The sequence below is a fragment of the Streptosporangium sp. NPDC005286 genome (assembly GCF_040607515.1).
Taxonomy (GTDB): domain Bacteria; phylum Actinomycetota; class Actinomycetes; order Streptosporangiales; family Streptosporangiaceae; genus Streptosporangium.
This window is the reverse complement of the sequence record NZ_JBEXGU010000086.1, coordinates 15,843-37,218: the sequence shown is the minus strand read 5'-3', so window position 1 is coordinate 37,218 and position 21,376 is coordinate 15,843. Positions and strand designations below refer to the sequence as shown.

Sequence of the window (21,376 nt, the reverse complement as noted above, 5' to 3'; positions counted from 1 at the left end):
GGCCGGGCGGGCCCCCCGGCCCCCCCCCGCCCCCACTGGGGCGGCCCCGCCGCCCCCCCGGGCGGGCCCGCCCCCTGCCGTGGAAGGCACGGATCAGGCCGGCTCCTCCGGAGCGGAGGCGGAGCCGGGAGCACCCGCCGCCTCCTCGACCAGGTCGTGCGCCGCTCCACCGCCCAGATAGGCGGCCTGCACGGCCGGGTCGTTGAGCAGCTCCTCCGCGGGCGCGCTCTTGACCACCTGCCCGGTCTCCAGGACGTAGGCGCGGTGGGCCAGCTTCAGCGCCTGCTGGGCGTTCTGCTCCACCAGCAGCACCGTGGTGCCCCGGCGGTTGATCTCCTCGATGATCGAGAAGATCTGCTGCACGATCAGCGGCGCCAGACCCATCGACGGCTCGTCGAGCAGGAGCAGCTTGGGCTTGGCCATCAGCGCGCGGCCGATGGCGAGCATCTGCTGCTCACCTCCGGACATCGTGCCGCCCATCTGGGTCCTGCGCTCCTTCAGGCGGGGGAACAGCTCGTAGACCTCGTCCAGGTCTGCGCTGAAATCACCCGAGCGGGTGTAGGCGCCCATGAGCAGGTTGTCCTGCACCGTCATGCCCGGGAACACGCCCCGGCCCTCGGGCGCCTGCCCCAGGCCTGCGATGACCCGCTTGTGGCCGGGCATCTTGCTGATGTCTTCGCCGTTGAAGACGACGCTCCCCGACGACAGCGGGCGCAGGCCCGAGATCGTCTTCAGGGTGGTGGTCTTACCCGCCCCGTTCGCCCCGATGAGCGTGACGATCTCGCCCTCGTTCACCTCGACCGAGATGCCCTTGAGCGCCTCGATCTTGCCGTAGTGGACATGGATGTCCTTGACCTCAAGAAGCATCGGCGGGAGCTCCCAAATACGCCTCGACGACCCGGGGGTCGGTCCGCACCTCGTCCGGCAGGCCATCGGCGATCTTCTGGCCGAAGTCCAGCACCGCGATGCGGTCACTGATGCCCATGATGAGGCTCATGTCGTGCTCGATGATCAGAATCGTCCGCCCGGCGTCCCGGATGTCCCGGATCAGCTGCTGCAGCGCCACCTTCTCCGCCGGGTTCATACCGGCGGCGGGCTCGTCCAGCAGCAGCAGCTTCGGGTTGGTCGCCAGGGCGCGGGCGATCTCCAGACGGCGCTGGTCACCGTAGGGCAGGTTCTTGGCGTGGTCCTGCGCACGGTGCGAGATGCCGACGAAGTCGAGCAGCTCCATCGCCAGCGCACGCCCGTCGCGCTCGGCCCGGCGGTGCCAGGGAAGCCCCAGCGCCACGCTGACCATGCCCGACTTGTGATGCGCGTCCGCGCCCACCATGACGTTCTCGATGGCCGTCATGTTGTGGAACAGGCGGATGTTCTGGAACGTGCGGGCGATACCCCGCTTTGTGATCTTGAAGCGCTTGACGCCGCTGATCTTCTCGTCCAGGAACCGGACCTCGCCCTCGGTCGGCTGGTAGACCCCGGTCACCACGTTGAAGACCGTGGTCTTGCCGGCACCGTTCGGGCCGATGAGCGCGAAGATCTCCCCCTCCTTGATGGTCAGGTCGACCTCGCGCAGCGCCGTGACACCGCCGAACCGCATCACGAGGTTCCGCAGCTCCAACATGGTGCGGCCGCTCCGCTCCGGCTGTGCCACCTCCGAGGTCACAGTGGCCGGATTCACCTCGGCGCTCACTTGGAAGCCACCTCCTCAACCTGCGAATCGGGCCCGGGAACCTCGGCCCCGAGCGTACCCATCCCGCCTGTTCCCTCCTGCAACTCCGCCCTGCGTTGACGCGACGGCAGCAGACCCTCCGGACGGAAGATCATCAACGCCACCAGCACCGCGCCGAAGATCAGCATGCGGTACTCCTGCAGGCCGCGGAACCGCTCGGGCAGCCAGGCCACCAGGAAGGCGCCCAGCATGACACCCGGCAGGTTGCCCGAACCACCCATGACCACCGCGGCCAGGATCGTCGCCGACAGCAGGAACTGGAAGTCGTTCGGGTTGATCGAGATGGCCTTCGCCGCCCACAGCACGCCCATCGCGCCACCGATGGAGGCACCGATCGCGAAGGCGAGCATCTTGAAGCGGAACGTCGGCACGCCCATGACCTCGGCCGCGTCCTCGTCCTCCCGGATCGCCGCCCAGGCACGCCCGACCCGGCTCTTCTCCCAGCGCTTGACCAGGATGATCACAATGACGGCCAGCGCGACCAGCAGGTAGTAGTAGGGACGCGGGTCCAGCACGCCGTACTTGAGCGGATCCACTCCGAACACCTCGGAGAAGTTGATCCCGAAGAGCTGGAAGTCCTCGATGCTCGGCGGGTGCGGAATGCCGCGGATGCCGTTCGGGCCACCGATCTCGTCGGTGTTGCGGGCGGTGATACGAATGATCTCACCGAAGCCCAGCGTGACGATCGCCAGATAGTCACCGCGCAACCGCAGCGTCGGAGCGCCCAGGGTGAGGCCCGACAGGGCACAGATCCCGATGCCGACCAGCAGGATGAGCCAGAAGTTCCAGCCCAGCCGGGTACCGATCAGCGCCATCGCGTAACCGCCCACGGCGTAGAACGCGACGAAACCCAGGTCGAGCAGACCCGCCTGACCGACCACCACGTTCAGGCCGATCGCCAGGACCACATACGTCCCGATCGGGAAGAACAGGATGCTCGCCCAGTCGGTGTAGGGCGACATGAAGGGGGCGAGACTCTCCGACGGCAGCAGCAGCGCCCCGACGATCAGGAGCACGTACAGCGTCCAGCGCTGCCAGCCGGGAGTGCTCAGCCAGCGATCGTGCATGGCGTCGCCGAAGCGGCCGAGGCCATCGCGGATACCTGCCAGGGAATTCTTCTGGTTCATGCGCGCGCCTGCTGGAGTGATTCACCGAGGATTCCGGTGGGGCGGAACATCAGGACCAAGACGAGGATGGTGAAGGAGATCACGTGCTTCCAGTCGGAGCCGAAGAAGATGGCTCCGTAGTTCTCCACCAGCCCGAGCGTGATTCCACCCACCAGGGCGCCGCGCAGGTTGCCGATGCCACCCAGGACCGCCGCGGTGAACGCCTTGATACCGAAGAGGAATCCGACAAAGTAGTGCGTGTTCTCGTACGAGATCAGATAGAGCGCACCCGCCACACCGGCCATGCCGCCGCCGATGAGGAAGGTCATCCGGACGATCCTGTTGATGTCGACGCCCATCAGCACGGCCGCCTCGGGGTTCTGCGCGGTAGCGCGAATACCCCGGCCGATCTTCGAGCGGTTCACCAGGGCGTCCAGCGCGATCATCATGCCGATCGCCGCGAGGATGACGAATATCTGGTCGATCCGGACGGGGTGCCCGAAGATCGAGAAAAGTTCGCTCCGCTCCATCAGCCGGGGCAGAGCCATCTGGATACGACCCTGCTCCGGACGGTTGAAGACCTCCGGGATCACCAGGAGCGCGAACAACTCCTGGAGGAAGATCGAGGCGCCGATGGCCGAGATCAGCGCCGCCAGCCGGGACGCGCCGCGCTTGCGCAGCGGCCGGTAGGCGATCCGCTCCAGCGTGATCGCGGTACCCGCCGAGGCGAGCATGCCGGCCAGGATCATCGCCACCACGACACCGACCAACGCGATGCCGGTCAGCGCCGAGTTGATGCCGAGCACGAACGGCACCAGCATCGCGCCGAACGTACCGATCATGAAAACTTCTGAATGCGCAAAGTTGATCAGCCGCAGCACGCCGTACACCATGGTGTAGCCGAGCGCGATCAGGGCGTAGATCGAGCCGAAGGCCAGGCCGTCGATCGTCGCCGGCCAGAACTGATTGATGAAGTCATTGAGCACTAGGGTTTACCACTTCTAGCGGGGGTCGCCTGCACTTCCGGGTAGCACTCCGCCTCCAGCAGAACCTCGTGGACTCTCTGGAAGTACGCGAGAAGCGGGAACGCACTGCGCGTTCCCGCTCCCCGCGCGCCGACTACCTAATCTCCTTCAGCGCCGGACTAACCCAGCTTGGCCTCGTTGGCCTTGCCCAGCAGGCCGATGACACCGTCCTTGACCTGGTAGATGTAGATGTCCTTCGCCGAGACCTCACCGTTGGCCTCGAACTTGACCTGCTTGGAGACACCCGCGAAGTCCACCGTGGCGATGAACTCGTTGATCTTCTCGGCCGTGGTGTTGCCCGCCTTGATCGCCTCGACGAAGACCGTCGCGGCGTCGTAACCCTCGGCCGCGTAGATCGCCGGGTCGGCGCTGTAGGCGGCCTTGTAGGCGTCGGCGAACGCCTTCACCTTGGCGTCGGTCACATCCGGGGTCGCGATGTAGCACGGGCAGCCGACCAGCGCACCCTCGGCGTTCGGGGCACCGGCGCCGTCGATCAGACCCTTGTCCAGCGAACCGTCACCGGACAGGAACTTCGCGTCCTTGACACCCTTGTCGCGGAGCTGCTTGAGCAGGTTGCCGCCCGCGGCGTAGTAACCACCAAAGAAGATCGCGTCAGGCTTGGCGGCCGCGACCTTGTTCACCACCGAGGAGAAGTCACTCTCGGTCGGGTCAAGCGAGTCGGTCGTCAGCTTCACGCTCTTGGCCTCAAGCGCGCCCTTGACCGCGTCGGCAAGCGGCTTGCCGTACTCGGACTTGTCGTCGATGACGAAAACGTTCTTCGCGGCGAGACCCGTCGCGATGAAGTCACCGATACCGGGGCCCTGAACGTTGTCACTCGGCAGCACCCGGTGCCAGTACTTCCAACCATTCGCCGACAGCGCGGCGTTGGTGGCGGACGCCGAGACGCTCGGCAGCTTCGCCTCCTCCAGCACCGGCGCCACCTGGGCGGACTCACCGGAGAACGCGGGACCGATCAGGCCAACGATCTTGTCGGTCTTGATCGCCTGCTGGGCCAGGGCGACCGCCTTCGACGGGTCCGCCTGGCTGTCGTATTCGACCAGCTCGATCTTCACAGCCGGGTTGGTCTTGTTGTACTCGTCGATGACGAGCTTCGCACCGTTCCGGGGGGGAATGACGATGCCGGCATTGGCGCCGGTCAGGTCTCCCATGAAGCCAAGCTTGATGGTACCGGGGGCGGCAGCACTGGAGCCACCCTCAGCCGGCGTGGCTTCCGTACCACCGTCACCGCAGGCAGCGAGACCGAGGGTGAGCGCCACACCGGCGGCAAGCACTCCACCGAGGCGTGCAGTCTTAGGCCGCAAGGTTGCCTTCCTTTCGCCCGTTCCCTCGTCAGGACCGGGTTCACAGATGCCCTTCCCTGGCGGGTGGCCAGGGGTTGTGTCGGTTAGTACAGCCAGCCGATGTCACGGGTCGATACAGGACGGCCCGCCGTTACCGTTTCTTTATAACACCGATCCTTTTCGGCTATCAGCCGCAAAAGCCATGGTCACCGGCGACCTCGCCACCTCCACGGCCATCACACCGGCCCCCAGGAAGCCCACATCGCCTCCTCCTCGAGCCACACCCCCGACAGGCGCGGGCCTGCGAAAAGAGCCGTAGAGTCCGATTCAGGGCTCCTCCGCCCCCATCTCGGAGCCGCCCCCGCCCCGATCCGCGTCCGCGACCACGATCTGCGCAACCTGCCGCATGCTCAGCCTGCGATCCATCGACGCCTTCTGAATCCACCGGAACGACTGCGGCTCACTCCACCCGTGCCGCTCCATCAGCAGACCCTTCGCCCGCTCCACCAGCTTGCGCGTCTCCAACCGCTCGGAGAGCGTCCCGACCTCCCGCTCCAGCGCGGCGATCTCCTGATGCCTGCTGACCGCCATCTCGATCGCCGGCACCAGATCCGACTTCGTGAACGGCTTCACCAGGTACGCCATCGCACCGGCGTCCCTCGCCCGCTCCACCAGGTCACGCTGTGAGAAGGCCGTGAGAATGAGGCACGGCGCGACCCGCTGCGACACGATCTGCTCGGCCGCCGAGATCCCGTCCAGGACGGGCATCTTCACATCCAGGATCACCAGATCGGGCCGCTGCTCCATCGCCAGCTTGACCGCCGACTCCCCGTCCCCGGCCTCCGCGACGACCTCGTATCCTTCTTCCTCTAACATCTCCTTGAGGTCGAGACGGATCAGTGCTTCATCTTCCGCGATCACCACTCGCCGCTGCGTACTCACGAGCAAGAGAGTACCGACGTCCGCTAGATTAGGACTACGCCGATGCCGGTCAAGCGATCGTCATCGGTTAGGCTGCACGACAAGCGTTTTGGATAAATTCGGACGTGTCCGGATTCCTGCCCCGGTACCCCAATTGGCATGAGGGAGCGGATTCAAAACCCGTACAGTGTGGGTTCGAGTCCCACCCGGGGCACGCTTCAACCGCCCGGCCGCACGGCCGGGCGGTTTTGTCGTACCCGACTGAAACACTTTCCGTATGTACGACGTAACTATCCGTGAAAGAGTTCGCAATCTCCTCGACTCGGGCGAGACGATCAGCGCGGTCAGCCGCCGCACCGGCATTTCACGGTCGACCGTCAGGGCATGGCGGGAACGTCCGGACCACCTAGTCCGACGGGCTTCCTGCCCTCGCTGCCTGGAGATTCCAGAACTTCCCGCTCCACCAGACAAGTACGCCTACCTTCTCGGCCTCTACCTTGGAGACGGCTACATCAGCACCATCGGCGACCCTTCCAAGCAAGTGTGGTCATTGCGCATCATGTGCGCCGATACATGGCCAGGACTACAGGAAGAGTGCATTAAGGCACTTATATCCATCAGGCCGGACAACAAGGTCCGCATGCTGCCCAGACAGGGCTGCACCGAAATCAATTCCTTCTCCAAACATTGGCCGCACTTGTTCCCACAACATGGGCCAGGGAAGAAGCACACTCGCCTGATCGAACTGGAAGCCTGGCAACGTCAGATCGTCGCAGCGAATCCGGGCCATCTCGTTCGAGGGCTGATGCACTCCGATGGTTGTCGCATCATCAACCGCGTTCGACGGCAGTTACCCGGCGAGACCCACTGGTACGAGTATCCGCGCTACCTCTTCGTGAACGAGTCCCGGGACATCCTCGATCTCTGCGGCGAAGCGCTCGACATGCTGGGCGTGGCATGGCGTTATTCCAAGCCCAACACCATCTCCGTGGCCAGGCGAGCGGCCGTTGAGCGGTTGGACGAGTTCGTGGGGCCGAAGTACTGAGGTGGTCCGGTGGGGGGCGGCCCGGTGGGCGAGTAGGTTGCTCGGAAGACGGCGTGACGGAGGGGGATGCGTGGGAATCGTGGAGAACGGCCAGGCGGAGCCGAGCGGTCCCGGTGCCGGGCGGGTGCGTCTTCCGGAGGGGGTGCGGCTCCGCGGGCACGGGGTGGTGCTGCGGGAGTGGGAGAACGGCGACCTGGAGGCGATGGTGAAGCTGTTCGACGACCCCGAGGTGGCGTACTGGACGCCGCTGGTCTCGCCGTTCGGCCCGCAGGCGGCGCGGGCCTATCTGGAACGTGCCCGGCAGCGGCGGGCGGCCGGGGAGCGGCTGCAGTTGGCGATCACCGTGGACGGGGGTGAGCCCATGGGTGAGGTGTTGCTGATGTTGAGCGGTCTTGGCCTGGATGTCGCGGAGATCGGTTACAGCGTGGGGGCCGCCTTCCGGGGGCGGGGGCTGGCGCGGGGGGCGGTGCGGGTGATGACGGGGTTCGCCCGTGACACGGTCGGGGTGTCGCGGCTGTTGCTGGAGATCGAGGCGGGTAACGCGGCGAGCGTGGCGGTGGCCCGCGCGGCGGGATACCGCCTGACGGACGCGCCACCGGTTCCCGCCGAGGAGAAGGGCCGGCCGATAGCGCTGCGGACGTGGGAGTACGAGGGGGCCTGACCGTGAGCGCCGGGTGCGGGGCGGGATGATGGTGACCCGGGCGACGGCGGGTAGGAATCGGTGCAGGTCCGGGGCGACCACCCATCTCGGTAGGAGAATCATGAGCACACTCGCTGACAGGACCATCGCGGCCCTGCGCGCCACCCATGACGGGCTGGCGGCCTTCGTCCGCGGCCTGGACGCCGCCGACCTGCCCCGGCCTTCGGCCTGTTCGGAGTGGACCGTCGCCCAGGTGCTCAGCCACCTCGGTAGCGGCGCCGAGATCGGTCTGGCGGCGTTGCGGGCGGCGCTGGGCGGTCAGGACGCCCCGGGCCGGGATTTCAACCACGAGGTCTGGGATCGCTGGAACGCGAAGGACCCTGCGGGGCAGGCCAAGGACTTCCTCGTCGTGGACGCGGAGATCGTCTCCACCTTCGAGGGTTTCGACGCGGACGCCCGCGAACGGCTCCGGGTCAAGCTGAGTTTCCTGCCCACGCCCGGCGATGTCGCTCTGGTGGCCGGGATGCGGCTGAACGAGGCCGCCCTGCACTCCTGGGACATCATGGTCGCCTTCGACCCGGCGGCCACCGTGGCGCCGGACACGAGCGGGGTGCTGACCGATCTGTACTCCGGGCCGCTTGATTTCATGATCGGCTTCATGGGCAGGCCCGACGCCCTCGATCCGCGCCTTGCCACGACCCTCCGGGTCGAGACGAGTGACCCCGAGCGGGTGCTGGGCCTCACTCTCGGTGAGACCGTCGGCTTCAGCGAGGTCCCCGAGCCTGCCGACACCCTGTCGCTCCCGGCGGAGGCGTGGGTGCGTCTGCTCGGCGGCAGGCTGGCTCCCGAGCACACCCCGCCGTCGGTGACCGTCACCGGTGACGGCGTCACCCTGGACGACCTGCGCCGGGTGTTCCCGGGGATCTGACGTTCGCCGGTCGTCGGAGGAGGACCGGTGAAGACGGGTACGGCCACCGCCGGAGCGGTGGCCGTACGCCGGTGTGTCGATCAGGAGGGGTTGGAGACCGCCGCCCCGATGGTGTGCACGCGCAGGGCGTTGGTGGAGCCCGCGGTGCCGGGAGGGGAGCCGGCGACGATGACCACCTTGTCGCCCTTCTCCAGGCGGGAGTGGGCCAGCAGCGAGGCCTCCACCTGGCGGACCATATCGTCGGTGTGGTGGACGAACGGCACTTCGAAGGTCTCCACGCCCCAGGTCAGCGCGAGCTGGTTGCGGACGTGGCTGGCGGAGGTGAAGGCCAGCAGCGGGATCGGTGAGCGGTAGCGGGCCAGGCGGCGGGCGGTCTCACCGGACATGGTGAACGCCACCAGTGCCTTGGCTCCGACGATGGCGCCGACCTCGGCGGCGGCGCGGGCGATGGCGCCGCCGGTGGTCTCCGGCAGCCGGTCGAGGCTGTGGGTGGCCTGGAGTGAGCTCTTCTCCGCGGTCGTGGCGATGCGGCTCATGGTCTCGACGACCTCGATGGGGTAGTTGCCGACCGAGGTCTCCCCGGAGAGCATGACCGCGTCGGCGCCGTCCATGACGGCGTAGGCGACGTCGGAGGCCTCCGCCCGGGTGGGGCGCGGTGCGGTGATCATCGAGTCGAGCATCTGGGTGGCGACGATGACCGGGCGGGCCTTCTCGCGGCAGAGCTCGATGGCCCGCTTCTGCACGATGGGCACCTCTTCGAGGGGCAGTTCGACGCCGAGGTCGCCGCGGGCGACCATGATGCCGTCGAAGGCCTCGATGATCTCGGGGAGCCGTTCCACCGCCTGCGGCTTCTCGATCTTGGCGAGCAGCGGGAGGCGGATGCCCTCCTGCTCCATGATGTTGCGCACCACGTCGGCGTCGGAGGGGCGCCTGACGAAGGAGAGCGCGACCAGGTCGAAGCCGGTGCGCAGGGCCCAGCGCAGGTCGGTCTCGTCCTTGTCGGTGAGGACGGGGGCGCTGACGTTGACGCCCGGCAGGTTGAGGCCCTTGTTGTCGGAGATCATGCCGCCGATGATCACGCGGGTGGTGACGCGCTGGCCCTCGACCCGGGTCACCTCCAGGCGGACCCGGCCGTCGTCGACCAGGATGCTGTCTCCGGGATGGACGTCCTTGGGGAGCCCCTGGTAGGAGGTGGAGACCTGCTCACGGTCGCCGGGGACCTCCTCGGTGGTGATCGTGAAGACATCACCGAAGCCGAGGCGGACGGGGCCCTCTTCGAACTTGCCGACCCGGATCTTGGGGCCCTGGAGGTCGGCCAGCAGACCTACGCCACGTCCGAGCTCGGCGGCAGCCTCCCTCACCCTGTCGTAAACCTCCTTGTGCAGCTCGTGGCTGCCATGGCTGAGGTTGAAACGGGCCACGTCCATCCCGGCCGCGATCAGCTCGCGGAGACGTTCGGGAGAGGAGGTGGCTGGGCCGAGAGTGCAGACGATTTTCGCGCGACGAGTCACGGATCCCACCCTAATTGGTACAGACCACTTGGTCGTGACGTTGGTCATGGCGGCGATGAAAAATTCGGTGACACAAACGCTACCCTGGGTGAACGGAAGGTTGCGAATCGCCCCGCACGTCACCCGCACCGTGATCTTTCTCATCAGGTACACGGGCCGCTCCCCTGGCGACCTCAGGTTCCACAGCGCGGGTGTCGGAGACCCCTCGGTTCGGTCCTGCTCCCCGGGCGGGACGGACCGGACGGGACGGAGGCGCGGGTCACTCGTAGACGAGTTCCTCCACGACCAGTCCGGCGCCGATGCCCAGCAGCCAGACGTCCTTGGCGAGGACGATGCCCTGCTGGGTGGGGCGCAGGCTGTCTTCCTCCCGCATGCCCGGCGTCTTGAGGTAGAGCCCGAGCAGCCCTCCGGCGAAGGCGGTCAGCCCGGCGCCCGCCAGCAGCGAGGGCACCACGGGGACCAGCAGTGCCGTGCCCAGGGCGATCTCCGCGGTGGAGAGCAGTTTCACGAACCGCGTCGCTTTGATGTTCTTGAGGAACGGATAGGTCCCCACCGCCATCCCGTGGACCCCCGCGGCGGTCTCCTCGTCGGCGGACCACTTGCTCAGCCCCGAGTTCAGGATGAACACACCGGCGGCGGTTCGGGGTGGAAGCTGGTGTGGGCGCGCTAGAAGTCTCATGGATCCTCACAGTGACGAGATGGAGCCGGAGAACCGTTCTCCTTCCCCGGCCTGACCGCTCCACCCGCCTGTTGATCCTCTTTTGAACGTGACAAAACGAACATAACGGGGCACAGTTTCCGCCGGGGAGCCCCTCCGGAGCCCGCCCCTGCGGCCGGCGTTCTCATCGGATCCTCATCGGACGCCAAGCGGGCATTGAGCTGGTCTCCGCAGGGTGTGGCCATGGATGTGCGCAGAGAACCGCGGTGGTCGAGGTGGGCGCTGGTCGCGGCATGTGTGCTCGGCGGTGTGCTGTACGGCTGGGCACTCGACTCGATCGGGTACGGCAACTCCTACTACGCGGCCGCCGCCCGTTCGATGAGCCGGAGCTGGTCGAACTTCTTCTTCGGCGCGTTCGACCCGCTGGGCGTCTCCACCGTGGACAAGCCCCCGGGAGCGCTGTGGGTGCAGGCGCTGTCGGTGCGGGTCTTCGGCTACCACGGCTGGGCGCTGATCATGCCGCAGGTGGTGGAGGGGGTGCTGGCCGTCGCCGTGCTGCACAGGGCCGTACTGCGCTGGGCCGGTCCCGCCGCGGCGTCGATCTCTGCCCTGGTGCTGGCCCTGACGCCGATCACGGTGGCGGTGAACCGCAACGACAACCCGGACACGCTGCTGGTGCTGCTGCTGGTCTGCGCCGCCTACGCGGTGACCCGGGCCGTCACCGCGGGCGCGGGTCACACCGGCATGGCAGGGCCGGTGGCCGGGCCGACGGCGGAGGCCATGGCCGTCGGGCCCTCCGGTGCGCGAGGTGGCCGGGGGCGGCCTCTGGCGTGGCTCCTTTCGGCGGGCGCGCTGGTGGGCCTGGCGTTCACCACGAAGATGCTGCAGGCGTGGGTGGTGGCCCCCGCGCTGCTCGGCGCCTACCTGGTCGCGGAGCCTTCACCGAGAAGGCTGCGGCATCTGGTCGCCGCGGGTGCGGTCATGCTGATGACGTCGACGGCGTGGGTGGCCGCGGTGGACCTGTGGCCGGGCGCCAAGCCGTACGTCGGGGGCAGCAGGGACGGCAGCGCCTGGGACCTGGTGGTCGGCTACAACGGCCTGGGCCGGGTGCTGGGGACGCGCGACGGTGCCGGGACGGGGCTGGGCAACGCGGGGCCGAGCATGGGCGGGGATCCCGGCTGGGACCGGCTCTTCAACGACCAGGTGGCCGGGCAGATCAGCTGGCTGCTGCCGTTCTGCGCGGTGGCCCTGGTCGCGGCGATCGTCATGGACGTCACGAGAGGACGACTGACCGGTCCGGGCGAGCAGGGGCGGCCCGGCGCGGCGGCCATCGGGGCGACTCGGGCGGGGTGGGTCCTGTGGGGCGGCTGGCTGGTGCTGTGCTGGGCCGTCTTCAGCTTCGCCGAGGGCATCTTCCACCCGTACTACACGACGCAGCTGGGGCCGGCGGTGGCGGCGCTGAGCGGCGCGGGGGCGGTGACCATGTGGCGGCTGTACCTGCGGCCGGTGGGCGCGGCGTGGGCGCTGCTGCCGGTGGCGGTGGGGTCGACGGCCCTGTGGTCCGTCGTTCTGGTGCGGCGGACACCCGACTGGGCGGCGTGGCTGTCCCCGGCGGTGGCGGCGGCCGGGGCGCTGGGGGTGGCGGGGCTGCTGGCGGGCCGGGTCCTGCTGCGCGCGTTCCGCCGCCGGGCGATGCGGACCGCGACGGTCGCGGCGGTACTGGCGGCGGTCGCCCTGCTCGCCGCCCCCGCCGCGTGGTCGGCGGCCGAACCCCTCGACGGTCCCGGTGGCATGGGCGGGGTGAACCCGACCGCCGGACCGGAGACGGGTTCCGGCGGTGGCGGTACGGGGCCCGGCAGGGGTGGCCCCGGCGCGAGCCGCGACCTGTCGGGACGGGGCGGCGCGGGTCCCGGCGGCACCGGCCCCGACGGGACCCGGCAGGACGGTACGGGCTCGGACGGGAGGGACGGCGGAGGATCGTTCGCGCCGGGCGGGGGCGGGCGCCGGGGTACGGGGGGTGGGCTGTCAGATTGGGGGGTCTCCACCGGAACCCTGACCGCCGACCGGCAACGCGTGCTGGACCACGTCAGGGCCAACCGGGACGGTGCCCGGATCCTGCTCGCCACGCTCTCCGCGACCGGCGCCGCGCCCTACATCATCGCGACGGGCGAGGACGTGGTCGCGATGGGCGGCTACAACGCCACGGACCAGGCGGTGAACCTGGCGGAACTGCGGAGCCTGGTGGCGGCGGGCGACCTGCGGTTCGTCCAGCTTTCCGGCTTCACCGGCCAGGGGTCCGACGCCGACCCCCGGCTCTCCTGGATCCAGGAGAGCTGCGCCCGGGTCGACCTGGAGGACGTCACCGATCTCTATCGGTGCGGCACCTGACGGCCAGGTGCGTCCCTCCAGGCCGGAGCCTCAGTGGGTGACACGAGGGACGGACCGGGGCCCTGGTGAAGCCCTCAGGGGGTGACGGAGGCCGCCTTGGCGGCGTTGACGATGCCGTGGCCGTAGAAGCCGTTGCGCGCCTTCGAACCCTCGCACTTGTGAACCTCTTCCGCCAAGAGGTCGATCTTGTAGACGTACTTGCGGGGCGAGGGGCAGGCCTTGCTCGTGGCGGTGGCGTACAGCAGGCGCTGGACGTCGCCGGGGGGCATGGTGAGGCCGCTCTTGTCCGGCTTGCCGAAGCGGCTGATCAGGATGGCGGCCACGCCGGTGGCGTGCGGGGCGGCCATGGAGGTGCCGACCAGGTACTGGTAGTAGGCGCAGACGTTGTCGCGGCACTCCCGAATGATCGACGTGTCCTTCGGCGTGCCGTCGGCGCTGATCCGTCCCTTGGCCCGCAGCGCGTTCTCCGGGGCGGCGGCCAGGATGCCCCTGGTGGTGTCGTAGGAGGGGCCGCCGTCGAACTCGTCACCGCCGGGTGCCGACAGGTCGGTCTGCTCGATGCCGTAGTCGGAGTAGTAGGCCTTGCGCCCGGTCGGGCCGACCGCAGAGACCGAGATGACGCCCTCGGACTCGGCCGGGATGTTGAGGCAGGAGTTGTCGATCTTGCGGGTGCGCTCGGACTCCTTGGGATAGTCGGGGCTGGTCTTGTCGGTCTTGGGCCTGCCGAGGTCGGTGGAGCCGTTGCCGATGGCGCTGATGAGGGTGACGCCCCGCTTGCGGGCGTAGTCGAGGGCGCGCTGCATGCCGGTGATGATGCCGCGCTGCTCCAGTTGCTCGGCCTTGGAGTCGGCGGGGTTGGCCTTGCAGTTGAACAGCCACGGGTCGACGTAGAAGCTCATGTTGACCACGTCGATCCCGGCGTCCGCGGCGTAGGTGAGCGCCTCGATGCTGGGCTTGAGGAAGAACATGCCGGAGTCCTGGCCGGCGCGCAGGTTCACCAGGGTGACCCCGGGGGCGACTCCGGCGACGCCCCGGCCGTTGACCGGCGAGGCGATGGTGCTGGCCACGTGGGTGCCGTGGCCGTCGTCGTCCCAGTCGACCGGGTCCTTGCAGTCCTTGAACTCGCAGGGCCCGTCGAGGAGCTTGCCGTTGGGGTCCTTGGGCCGGTCGGTCACGAAGTTGCGGCTCAGGGCGTAGCTGAAGTTGGGGGCGATGTCGGGGTGCCTGCCGTCGATGCCGGTGTCGATGACGCCGACCAGCACCTTCTTGCTGCCGGGGGCGGTGGCGTGGGAGCCGTCCGCGGTGGCGCCGATCATCTTCATGTCCCACTGGCGTTCGGCCAGCGGCTCCGGTGCGCCGATTCCGGTCTCCCGGATGCCTGGAGTACCGCTCTTCTGCCCGAGGGCCGCGGGGGCTCCTGTCCCGGGGATCGCGGTGGCGGAGCCGATCCTGCGGTCGGAGGAGACACCCACGACGGCGTCGCTGCCGGCGAGTTTCTCCACGAACCGGGAGCCTGGGCCGCTGGCGACGACGTAGCCGAGCCTCTTCTCCGTGGACAGCGCGGTGCCGCCGCTCGCGTCGATCGCGTCGATCGCGCGGTCGTGGGCGCCGTCGGCGTAGAAGACCAGGTATTCGCGGGCCTGGCTCGCGACCGTGGTGACCCCGCCGTCCAGGGCTCCCGCCGTGAGAGTGGCCGCCAGGGCGAGAACCGTTCCCGCGCCCGTCAGGCTTCTGATCCCGCGTCTCATCGATCCTCCGCACCTGGCCTGATCACGAAAATTTATCCTTCAGCGGTACGCGCGACAAAGCGAACTCAACATCCGCTCTACGCATTTTTCCGTGAAGGGGTCAGTGAAACAGCCGGTGCACACGGCGTTCCCGGGTGCGGCGGGCGGCGCCGCACCCGGGAACGCTGTGACGTGCTCATACCGGCCGTGACATACACGGACCAAATACAACCTACTCAGTGTTCAGACCGGCTGTGCTCAGACCAGTGGCCTCGCGGTCGGCGGGATCGCCACCGGCAGGGCCGTCTGGCCGGTGAGGTAGCGGTCCGCGGCCGAGGCGGCCGAGCGGCCCTCGGCGATCGCCCACACGATCAGGGACTGGCCGCGGCCCATGTCCCCGGCGACGAAGACGCCGTCGACCGAGGACATGTAACCCCTGTCCCTGGCGACGTTGCCCCTGGCGTCGAAGAACTCGCCCTCGGCGACCTCGGCGAGCTCGGTGAGCAGGCCCTTCTTCTCCGGTCCCACGAAGCCCATCGACAGGGTGACCAGCTCGGCGGGGATCTCCCGCGCTGAGCCGGGCACCGGCTTGAACCCGCTGCCGGGACCCTCCACCTCGACCAGGCGCAGCGCCCTGACGTTGCCGTCGGCGTCGCCGACGAACTCGGTGGTGGAGACCGCGTAGACCCGGTCGCCACCGCCGTCGGCCAGTTCCTCGTGGGCGCTCTCCATCTTGAACAGGATGGGGAAGGTGGGCCACGGCTGGCTGCCGGGGCGCTCCGCCGGAGGCTGGGGCATGATCTCCAGCTGGGTGACCGAGGCGGCTCCCTGCCGGATCGCGGTGCCGATGCAGTCGGCGCCGGTGTCGCCGCCGCCGATCACGACGACGTGCTTGCCCTCGGCGCTGATCGGCGAGACCGGGAAGTCACCCTCCTGGACCTTGTTGGAGGGCGGCAGGAACTCCATCGCCTGGTAGATGCCCTTCAGGTCGCGCCCGGCGACGGGCAGGTCCCGCCACTGGGTCGCGCCGCCGGCCAGCACGATCGCGTCGAACTCCGCACGCAGCCGGGCCGCCGTGATGTCGACTCCGACGTTGACGCCGGTACGGAACTCGGTGCCCTCGGCCCGCATCTGGGCGAGCCGGCGGTCGATGTGCCGCTTCTCCATCTTGAACTCGGGAATGCCGTAGCGGAGCAGGCCGCCGATCCGGTCGGCGCGCTCGAACACCACCACGTCGTGCCCGGCGCGGGTGAGCTGCTGCGCGGCGGCCAGGCCCGCGGGGCCCGAGCCGACGACCGCGACCCGCTTACCGGTCTTCGAGGCGGGGAGCTGGGGGGTGACCCAGCCCTCGTCGAAGGCGCGGTCGATGATCTCGACCTCGACCCGCTTGATCGCGACCGGGTCGGAGTTGATACCGAGCACGCACGCCGCCTCGCACGGAGCCGGGCACAGGCGGCCGGTGAACTCCGGGAAGTTGTTGGTGGCGTGCAGGCGCTCGATGGCCTCCTGCCAGTCGTCCCGGTAGACCAGGTCGTTCCACTCGGGGATCAGGTTGCCCAGCGGGCAGCCGTTGTGGCAGAACGGGATGCCGCAGTCCATGCATCGCGCCGCCTGCTTGGTCAGCGCGGGCTTGGGGAAGTCCTCGTAGACCTCCCGCCAGTCGCGGATGCGGACGTCCACCGGGCGGCGCGTCGGCAGCTCTCGTCCGTGAGTGAGGAAACCCTTGGGGTCGGCCATCGGTCGTACCTCCCTTATCCCTGAACAGCCTGAGCGGTGTGGACGAGTCGCCGGGGGTTCCCGGCCGGGGTGCGCGTGGACATCGGCCTCACCCCTGGACCGCGGCGGTCATGACCGCCTCGTCGATGTCGCGGCCCTCCAGCCGGGCGGACTCGGCGGCCCGCAGGACCCGCTTGTAGTCCGTCGGCATGATCTTGCCGAAGCGGGACGGGTCCCAGTCGGCCAGCAGCGCCTTGGCCACCGTGGAGCCGGTCTCGGCCAGGTGCGCCTCGACGATCTCGCGCAGCGTCTCGGAGTCGGCCTCGTCGAGCTCCTCGATCTCCACCATCTCGCGGTTGACCCGCTCGACGTCGGGGTCGAGCAGGTAGGCGACGCCGCCCGACATGCCGGCCGCGAAGTTGCGGCCGGTCGGACCGAGGATGACCGCCTTGCCGCCGGTCATGTACTCGCAGCCGTGGTCGCCGACGCCCTCGACCACCGCGGTGGCCCCGGAGTTGCGGACGCAGAACCGCTCCCCCACGACGCCGCGGATGAACGCCTCGCCGGAGGTCGCGCCGTACAGGCCGACGTTGCCGGCGATGATGTGCCCCTCCAGCGGGGCCGCCTCGTGCGGCTGGACCGAGATCCGGCCGCCGGACAGGCCCTTGCCGACGTAGTCGTTGGCGTCGCCGGTCAGCCGCAGCGTGACGCCCCTGGGCAGGAAGGCGCCGAAGGAGTTGCCCGCGGATCCGGTGAAGCGCACGTCGATGGTGTTGTCGGGCAGGCCGGCGCCGCCGTACCGCTTGGTCACCTCATGACCGAGCATGGTTCCGACGGTGCGGTTGACGTTGCGGATGGGCAGTTCGAGGGTGACCCGGGAACCGTCCTTGAGCGCGCCCTCCGCGAGCTGGATCAGCGTGTTGTCCAGCGCCCTCGCCAGTCCGTGGTCCTGCCCCACCACGCGGCGGAGCGAGGCGCCGGCGGGCAACTCGGGCTGGTGCAGGATCGGCGCCAGGTCAAGACCCGCGGCCTTCCAGTGGTTCTCCGCCGAGGTGGTGTCCAGCAGCTCGGCGTGGCCGACGGCCTCCTCCAGGCTGCGGAAGCCCAGCGCGGCGAGATACTCGCGGATCTCCTCGGCGACGAACTCGAAGAAGTTGACCACGAACTCGGGCTTGCCGGTGAACCTCTTGCGCAGCTCGGGGTTCTGGGTGGCGACGCCGACCGGGCAGGTGTCCAGGTGGCAGACGCGCATCATCACGCAGCCGGAGACGACCAGGGGTGCCGTGGCGAAGCCGTACTCCTCGGCGCCGAGCAGCGCGGCGATGACCACGTCGCGGCCGGTCTTGAGCTGGCCGTCGACCTGGACGGTGATCCGGTCGCGCAGGCCGTTGAGCAGCAGCGTCTGCTGGGTCTCGGCCAGTCCGAGCTCCCAGGGGGCGCCCGCGTGCTTGAGCGAGGTCAGCGGGGAGGCACCGGTGCCGCCGTCGTGGCCGGAGATGAGCACGACGTCGGCGTGGGCCTTGGACACGCCCGCCGCGACCGTTCCGACGCCGACCTCGGCCACCAGCTTGACGTGCACGCGGGCGGCGGGGTTGGCGTTCTTCAGGTCGTGGATGAGCTGGGCGAGGTCCTCGATGGAGTAGATGTCGTGGTGCGGCGGCGGCGAGATGAGACCGACGCCCGGGGTGGAGTGCCGGGTCTTGGCGATCCACGGGTAGACCTTGTGGCCGGGCAGCTGGCCGCCCTCGCCGGGCTTGGCGCCCTGGGCCATCTTGATCTGCAGGTCGTCGGCGTTGACCAGGTACTCCGACGTCACGCCGAACCGGCCGGAGGCCACCTGCTTGATGGCCGAGCGGCGGACCGGGTCGTGGAGCCGCTCGGGGTCCTCGCCGCCCTCACCGGTGTTGGACTTGCCGCCCAGCCGGTTCATCGCGATGGCGAGCGTCTCGTGCGCCTCCATCGAGATGGAGCCGTACGACATGGCGCCGGTGGAGAACCGCTTGACGATCTCGCTGACCGGCTCGACCTCGTCGATCGGTACCGGCTCGCGGACCCCCTCCTTCAGCTTGAACAGGCCCCGCAGCGTCATCAGCCGCTCCGCCTGGGAGTCCACCAGGCCGGTGTACTCCTTGAAGATCTCGTAGCGGCGCGAGCGGGTGGCGTGCTGCAGCTTGAAGACGGTCTCTGGGTTGAACAGGTGCGGCTCGCCCTCGCGGCGCCACTGGTACTCGCCGCCGACCTCCAGGCGGCGGTGGGCGTTCTCGGCCCGGGGGTAGGCGCGCAGGTGGCGCAGCGCCGCCTCCTCGGCGAGGACGTCGAAGCCGACACCGCCCAGCCGGGAGGTGGTCCCGGTGAAGCAGGCGTCGACGACCTCCTGGCTCAGGCCGAGCGCCTCGAAGATCTGCGCACCGGTGTAGGAGGCGACGGTGGACACCCCCATCTTGGACATGACCTTCAGCACGCCCTTGCCGTACGCCTTGATGAGGTTGCGCACGGCCTTGTGCCTGTCGACCCGCAGCACACCGGAGTCGACCATGTCCTCGACGGTCTCGATGGCCAGGTACGGGTTGACCGCACCCGCGCCGTAGCCGATGAGCAGCGCCATGTGGTGCGCCTCGCGCGCCTCGCCGGTCTCGATGACCAGGCCGACCCTGGTGCGGGTCTTCTCGGCGATCAGGTGGTGGTGGACGGCACCGGTGAGCAGCAGCGACGGGATCGGCGCCAGCACGTCGGAGGAGCCCCGGTCGGAGAGGACGATGATCCGCGCCCCGCTCTCGATCGCCTCGGAGACCTCGACGCGGATCTCCTCGATGCGGCCGAGCAGTGCCTCGCCACCGCCCGCGACCTCGTACAGGCCACGGACCACGTGCGGGCGGAAGCCCGGCAGCGCGCCCTCGTCGTTGATGTGGATGATCTTCGCGAGCTCGTCGTTGTCGATCACCGGGTAGGGCAGCACCAGCTGGCGACAGGAGGCCGGGCCCGGGTCGAGCAGGTTGCCCTCGGGGCCGATGGTGGTGGCCAGGGAGGTGACGAGCTCCTCCCGGATCGCGTCCAGCGGCGGGTTGGTGACCTGCGCGAACAGCTGGCTGAAGTAGTCGAACAGCAGCCGGGGCTTCTCGCTGAGCACCGCGACGGGGGTGTCGGTGCCCATCGAGCCGATCGGCTCGGCGCCCGCCCTGGCCATCGGCGCCAGGATGATCCGCAGCTCCTCCTCGGTGTAGCCGAAGGTCTGCTGCCGCTTGATCAGCGCCTCGTGCGTCGGGGCCTCGTGCGAGCGGGCGGGCAGTTCCTCGAAGCGGACCAGCCCGGCGTGCAGCCAGTCCGCGTACGGCAGCTCGGCCGCCAACTCGGCCTTGATCTCGTCATCCTCGATGATCTTGCCGAGCTCGGTGTCGATCAGGAACATCTTGCCGGGCTGCAGGCGGCCCTTGCGGACCACGTCCTCGGGGGCGATGTCGAGCACGCCGGCCTCGGAGGCCAGCACGACCAGGCCGTCGGTGGTGACCCAGAACCGCCCCGGGCGCAGGCCGTTGCGGTCGAGTACCGCGCCGACCAGGGTGCCGTCGGAGAAGGTGATCGAGGCCGGGCCGTCCCAGGCCTCCATGAGGGTGGAGTGGAACTCGTAGAACGCCCGCCGGGCGGGGTCCATCTCGGTGTGGTTCTCCCACGCCTCGGGGATCATCATCAGCACCGCGTGCGGCAGCCGGCGCCCGGCGAGGTGCAGGAGTTCCAGGGTCTCGTCGAAGGAGGCGGTGTCGGAGCCGGCCGGGTCGCAGATCGGGAAGAGCCGCGACAGGTCTCCCGGCAGGTTCGCGGTCCGCAGCATGGCCTCGCGGGCCCGCATCCAGTTGCGGTTGCCCTTGACCGTGTTGATCTCACCGTTGTGGGCGATGTAGCGGTACGGGTGCGCCAGCGGCCATGAGGGGAAGGTGTTGGTGGAGAAACGCGAGTGGACCAGCGAGATCGCGGTCTCGTAGCGCTCGTCGCTGAGGTCGGGGAAGAACTGCTCGACCTGCAGCGGGGTGAGCATGCCCTTGTAGACGATGGTCCGGCAGCTCAGCGAGGGGAAGTAGACGTTCGCCTCGTGCTCGGCCCGCTTGCGCAGGCAGAAGGCCAGCCGGTCCAGCTCCAGGCCGGTCTCGCCGTTGGGGGACGTCACGAACAGCTGGCCGAAGAACGGCATCACCGCGCGGGCGCTCGGCCCGGGCAGGTCGGGGGTGGTCGGCACGTCGCGCCAGCCGATGACCGTCAGGCCCTCCTGCTCGGCGATCTCCTCGATCAGCCGCACCGCCCCGGCGCGGGCCGGCGCGTCGGCGGGCAGGAAGGCCGTGCCGACGGCGTAGGAGCCGGCCACGGGCAGGGGGAAGCCCACCACCGTGCGGAAGAAGGTGTCGGGGATCTGCGTCAGGATCCCGGCGCCGTCGCCGGTGTCCGGCTCGCTTCCCTGGGCTCCTCGGTGATCGAGGTTGCACAGGGCGGTCAGTGCCTTCGCGACGATGTCGTGGCTGCGGCGACCGGCCACGTCCGCGACCATGGCGACGCCACAGGCGTCGTGCTCGTGCGAGGGGTGGTACAGGCCCTGGGGCTCGGGAAAGCCGAGGTGGGCAGCGGGCATCGAATCCCTCCCGTCGTCTTGCTTCTTTGGAACAAGCAAGGGACGACGTTGGCCCTGCTGCGTGGT

General features: G+C 69.0%; 15 protein-coding genes and 1 tRNA gene. 5 read left to right on the top strand and 11 right to left on the bottom strand.

Features of this window, described 5'->3' with window-relative positions:
* Positions 1-93: 93 nt before the first annotated feature.
* From ABZU75_RS27385 to ABZU75_RS27360, 6 genes are all read right to left on the bottom strand, one after another.
* Positions 94-867 carry an ABC transporter ATP-binding protein gene (locus ABZU75_RS27385; RefSeq protein WP_355559922.1) on the bottom strand — a complete coding sequence of 258 codons (774 nt, stop codon included), beginning with the start codon at positions 865-867 and terminating at the stop codon, positions 94-96.
* The gene (locus ABZU75_RS27380) at positions 857-1,621 is read right to left on the bottom strand and encodes an ABC transporter ATP-binding protein (protein WP_350922899.1); all 765 of its coding nucleotides are present in this window, start codon (positions 1,619-1,621) and stop codon (positions 857-859) included. The genes ABZU75_RS27385 and ABZU75_RS27380 overlap by 11 nt, the downstream gene beginning before the upstream one ends.
* A gap of 65 nt (positions 1,622-1,686) precedes the next feature.
* Complete coding sequence (locus tag ABZU75_RS27375; protein ID WP_355559919.1) at positions 1,687-2,856, bottom strand: branched-chain amino acid ABC transporter permease; 1,170 nt, start codon at positions 2,854-2,856, stop codon at positions 1,687-1,689.
* On the bottom strand, positions 2,853-3,821 hold the full coding sequence (locus ABZU75_RS27370) for a branched-chain amino acid ABC transporter permease (protein WP_355559916.1): 969 nt from the start codon (positions 3,819-3,821) through the stop codon (positions 2,853-2,855). The genes ABZU75_RS27375 and ABZU75_RS27370 overlap by 4 nt, the downstream gene beginning before the upstream one ends.
* Positions 3,822-3,979: 158 nt before the next feature.
* The gene (locus ABZU75_RS27365) at positions 3,980-5,137 is read right to left on the bottom strand and encodes a branched-chain amino acid ABC transporter substrate-binding protein (protein ID WP_355559929.1); all 1,158 of its coding nucleotides are present in this window, start codon (positions 5,135-5,137) and stop codon (positions 3,980-3,982) included.
* Between the two features lie 351 nt (positions 5,138-5,488).
* Complete coding sequence (locus tag ABZU75_RS27360; protein ID WP_350966043.1) at positions 5,489-6,082, bottom strand: response regulator; 594 nt, start codon at positions 6,080-6,082, stop codon at positions 5,489-5,491.
* Between the two features lie 139 nt (positions 6,083-6,221).
* On the opposite strand from ABZU75_RS27360, the gene ABZU75_RS27355 reads away from it, so the two are divergent.
* From ABZU75_RS27355 to ABZU75_RS27340, 4 genes are all read left to right on the top strand, one after another.
* Positions 6,222-6,296, top strand: a tRNA-Leu gene (locus ABZU75_RS27355).
* Between the two features lie 63 nt (positions 6,297-6,359).
* Positions 6,360-7,127 carry a helix-turn-helix domain-containing protein gene (locus ABZU75_RS27350; protein WP_355559913.1) on the top strand — a complete coding sequence of 256 codons (768 nt, stop codon included), beginning with the start codon at positions 6,360-6,362 and terminating at the stop codon, positions 7,125-7,127.
* A 70-nt stretch (positions 7,128-7,197) separates the two neighbouring features.
* Positions 7,198-7,788 (top strand): GNAT family N-acetyltransferase, encoded by a 591-nt coding sequence (locus ABZU75_RS27345; RefSeq protein ID WP_355559910.1) that lies wholly within the window; start codon positions 7,198-7,200, stop codon positions 7,786-7,788.
* A gap of 100 nt (positions 7,789-7,888) precedes the next feature.
* On the top strand, positions 7,889-8,695 hold the full coding sequence (locus tag ABZU75_RS27340) for a maleylpyruvate isomerase family mycothiol-dependent enzyme (RefSeq protein ID WP_355559908.1): 807 nt from the start codon (positions 7,889-7,891) through the stop codon (positions 8,693-8,695).
* An 80-nt stretch (positions 8,696-8,775) separates the two neighbouring features.
* Here ABZU75_RS27340 and pyk read toward each other — a convergent pair whose 3' ends face one another.
* Both pyk and ABZU75_RS27330 read right to left on the bottom strand, forming a co-directional pair.
* Entirely contained in the window at positions 8,776-10,206 is a 1,431-nt protein-coding gene (gene pyk / locus ABZU75_RS27335) for a pyruvate kinase (protein WP_355559905.1), read from the bottom strand.
* A gap of 259 nt (positions 10,207-10,465) precedes the next feature.
* Entirely contained in the window at positions 10,466-10,885 is a 420-nt protein-coding gene (locus ABZU75_RS27330; protein ID WP_355559902.1) for a hypothetical protein, read from the bottom strand.
* Positions 10,886-11,107: 222 nt separating this feature from the next.
* Between ABZU75_RS27330 and ABZU75_RS27325 the strand changes: the two genes are divergently transcribed.
* Entirely contained in the window at positions 11,108-13,252 is a 2,145-nt protein-coding gene (locus ABZU75_RS27325) for a glycosyltransferase family 39 protein (protein WP_355559899.1), read from the top strand.
* 74 nt (positions 13,253-13,326) lie between these two features.
* Here ABZU75_RS27325 and ABZU75_RS27320 read toward each other — a convergent pair whose 3' ends face one another.
* The 3 genes from ABZU75_RS27320 to gltB all read right to left on the bottom strand — a co-directional run bounded on the left by ABZU75_RS27320 (position 13,327) and on the right by gltB (position 21,310).
* Positions 13,327-15,000: a S8 family serine peptidase gene (locus tag ABZU75_RS27320; protein ID WP_355559896.1), complete on the bottom strand. Its 1,674-nt coding sequence runs from the start codon at positions 14,998-15,000 to the stop codon at positions 13,327-13,329.
* A gap of 237 nt (positions 15,001-15,237) precedes the next feature.
* Complete coding sequence (locus ABZU75_RS27315; RefSeq protein WP_355559893.1) at positions 15,238-16,716, bottom strand: glutamate synthase subunit beta; 1,479 nt, start codon at positions 16,714-16,716, stop codon at positions 15,238-15,240.
* An 88-nt stretch (positions 16,717-16,804) separates the two neighbouring features.
* Positions 16,805-21,310, bottom strand: coding sequence for a glutamate synthase large subunit (gene gltB, locus ABZU75_RS27310; RefSeq protein ID WP_355559890.1), 4,506 nt, complete (start codon positions 21,308-21,310; stop codon positions 16,805-16,807).
* Positions 21,311-21,376: the final 66 nt, after the last annotated feature.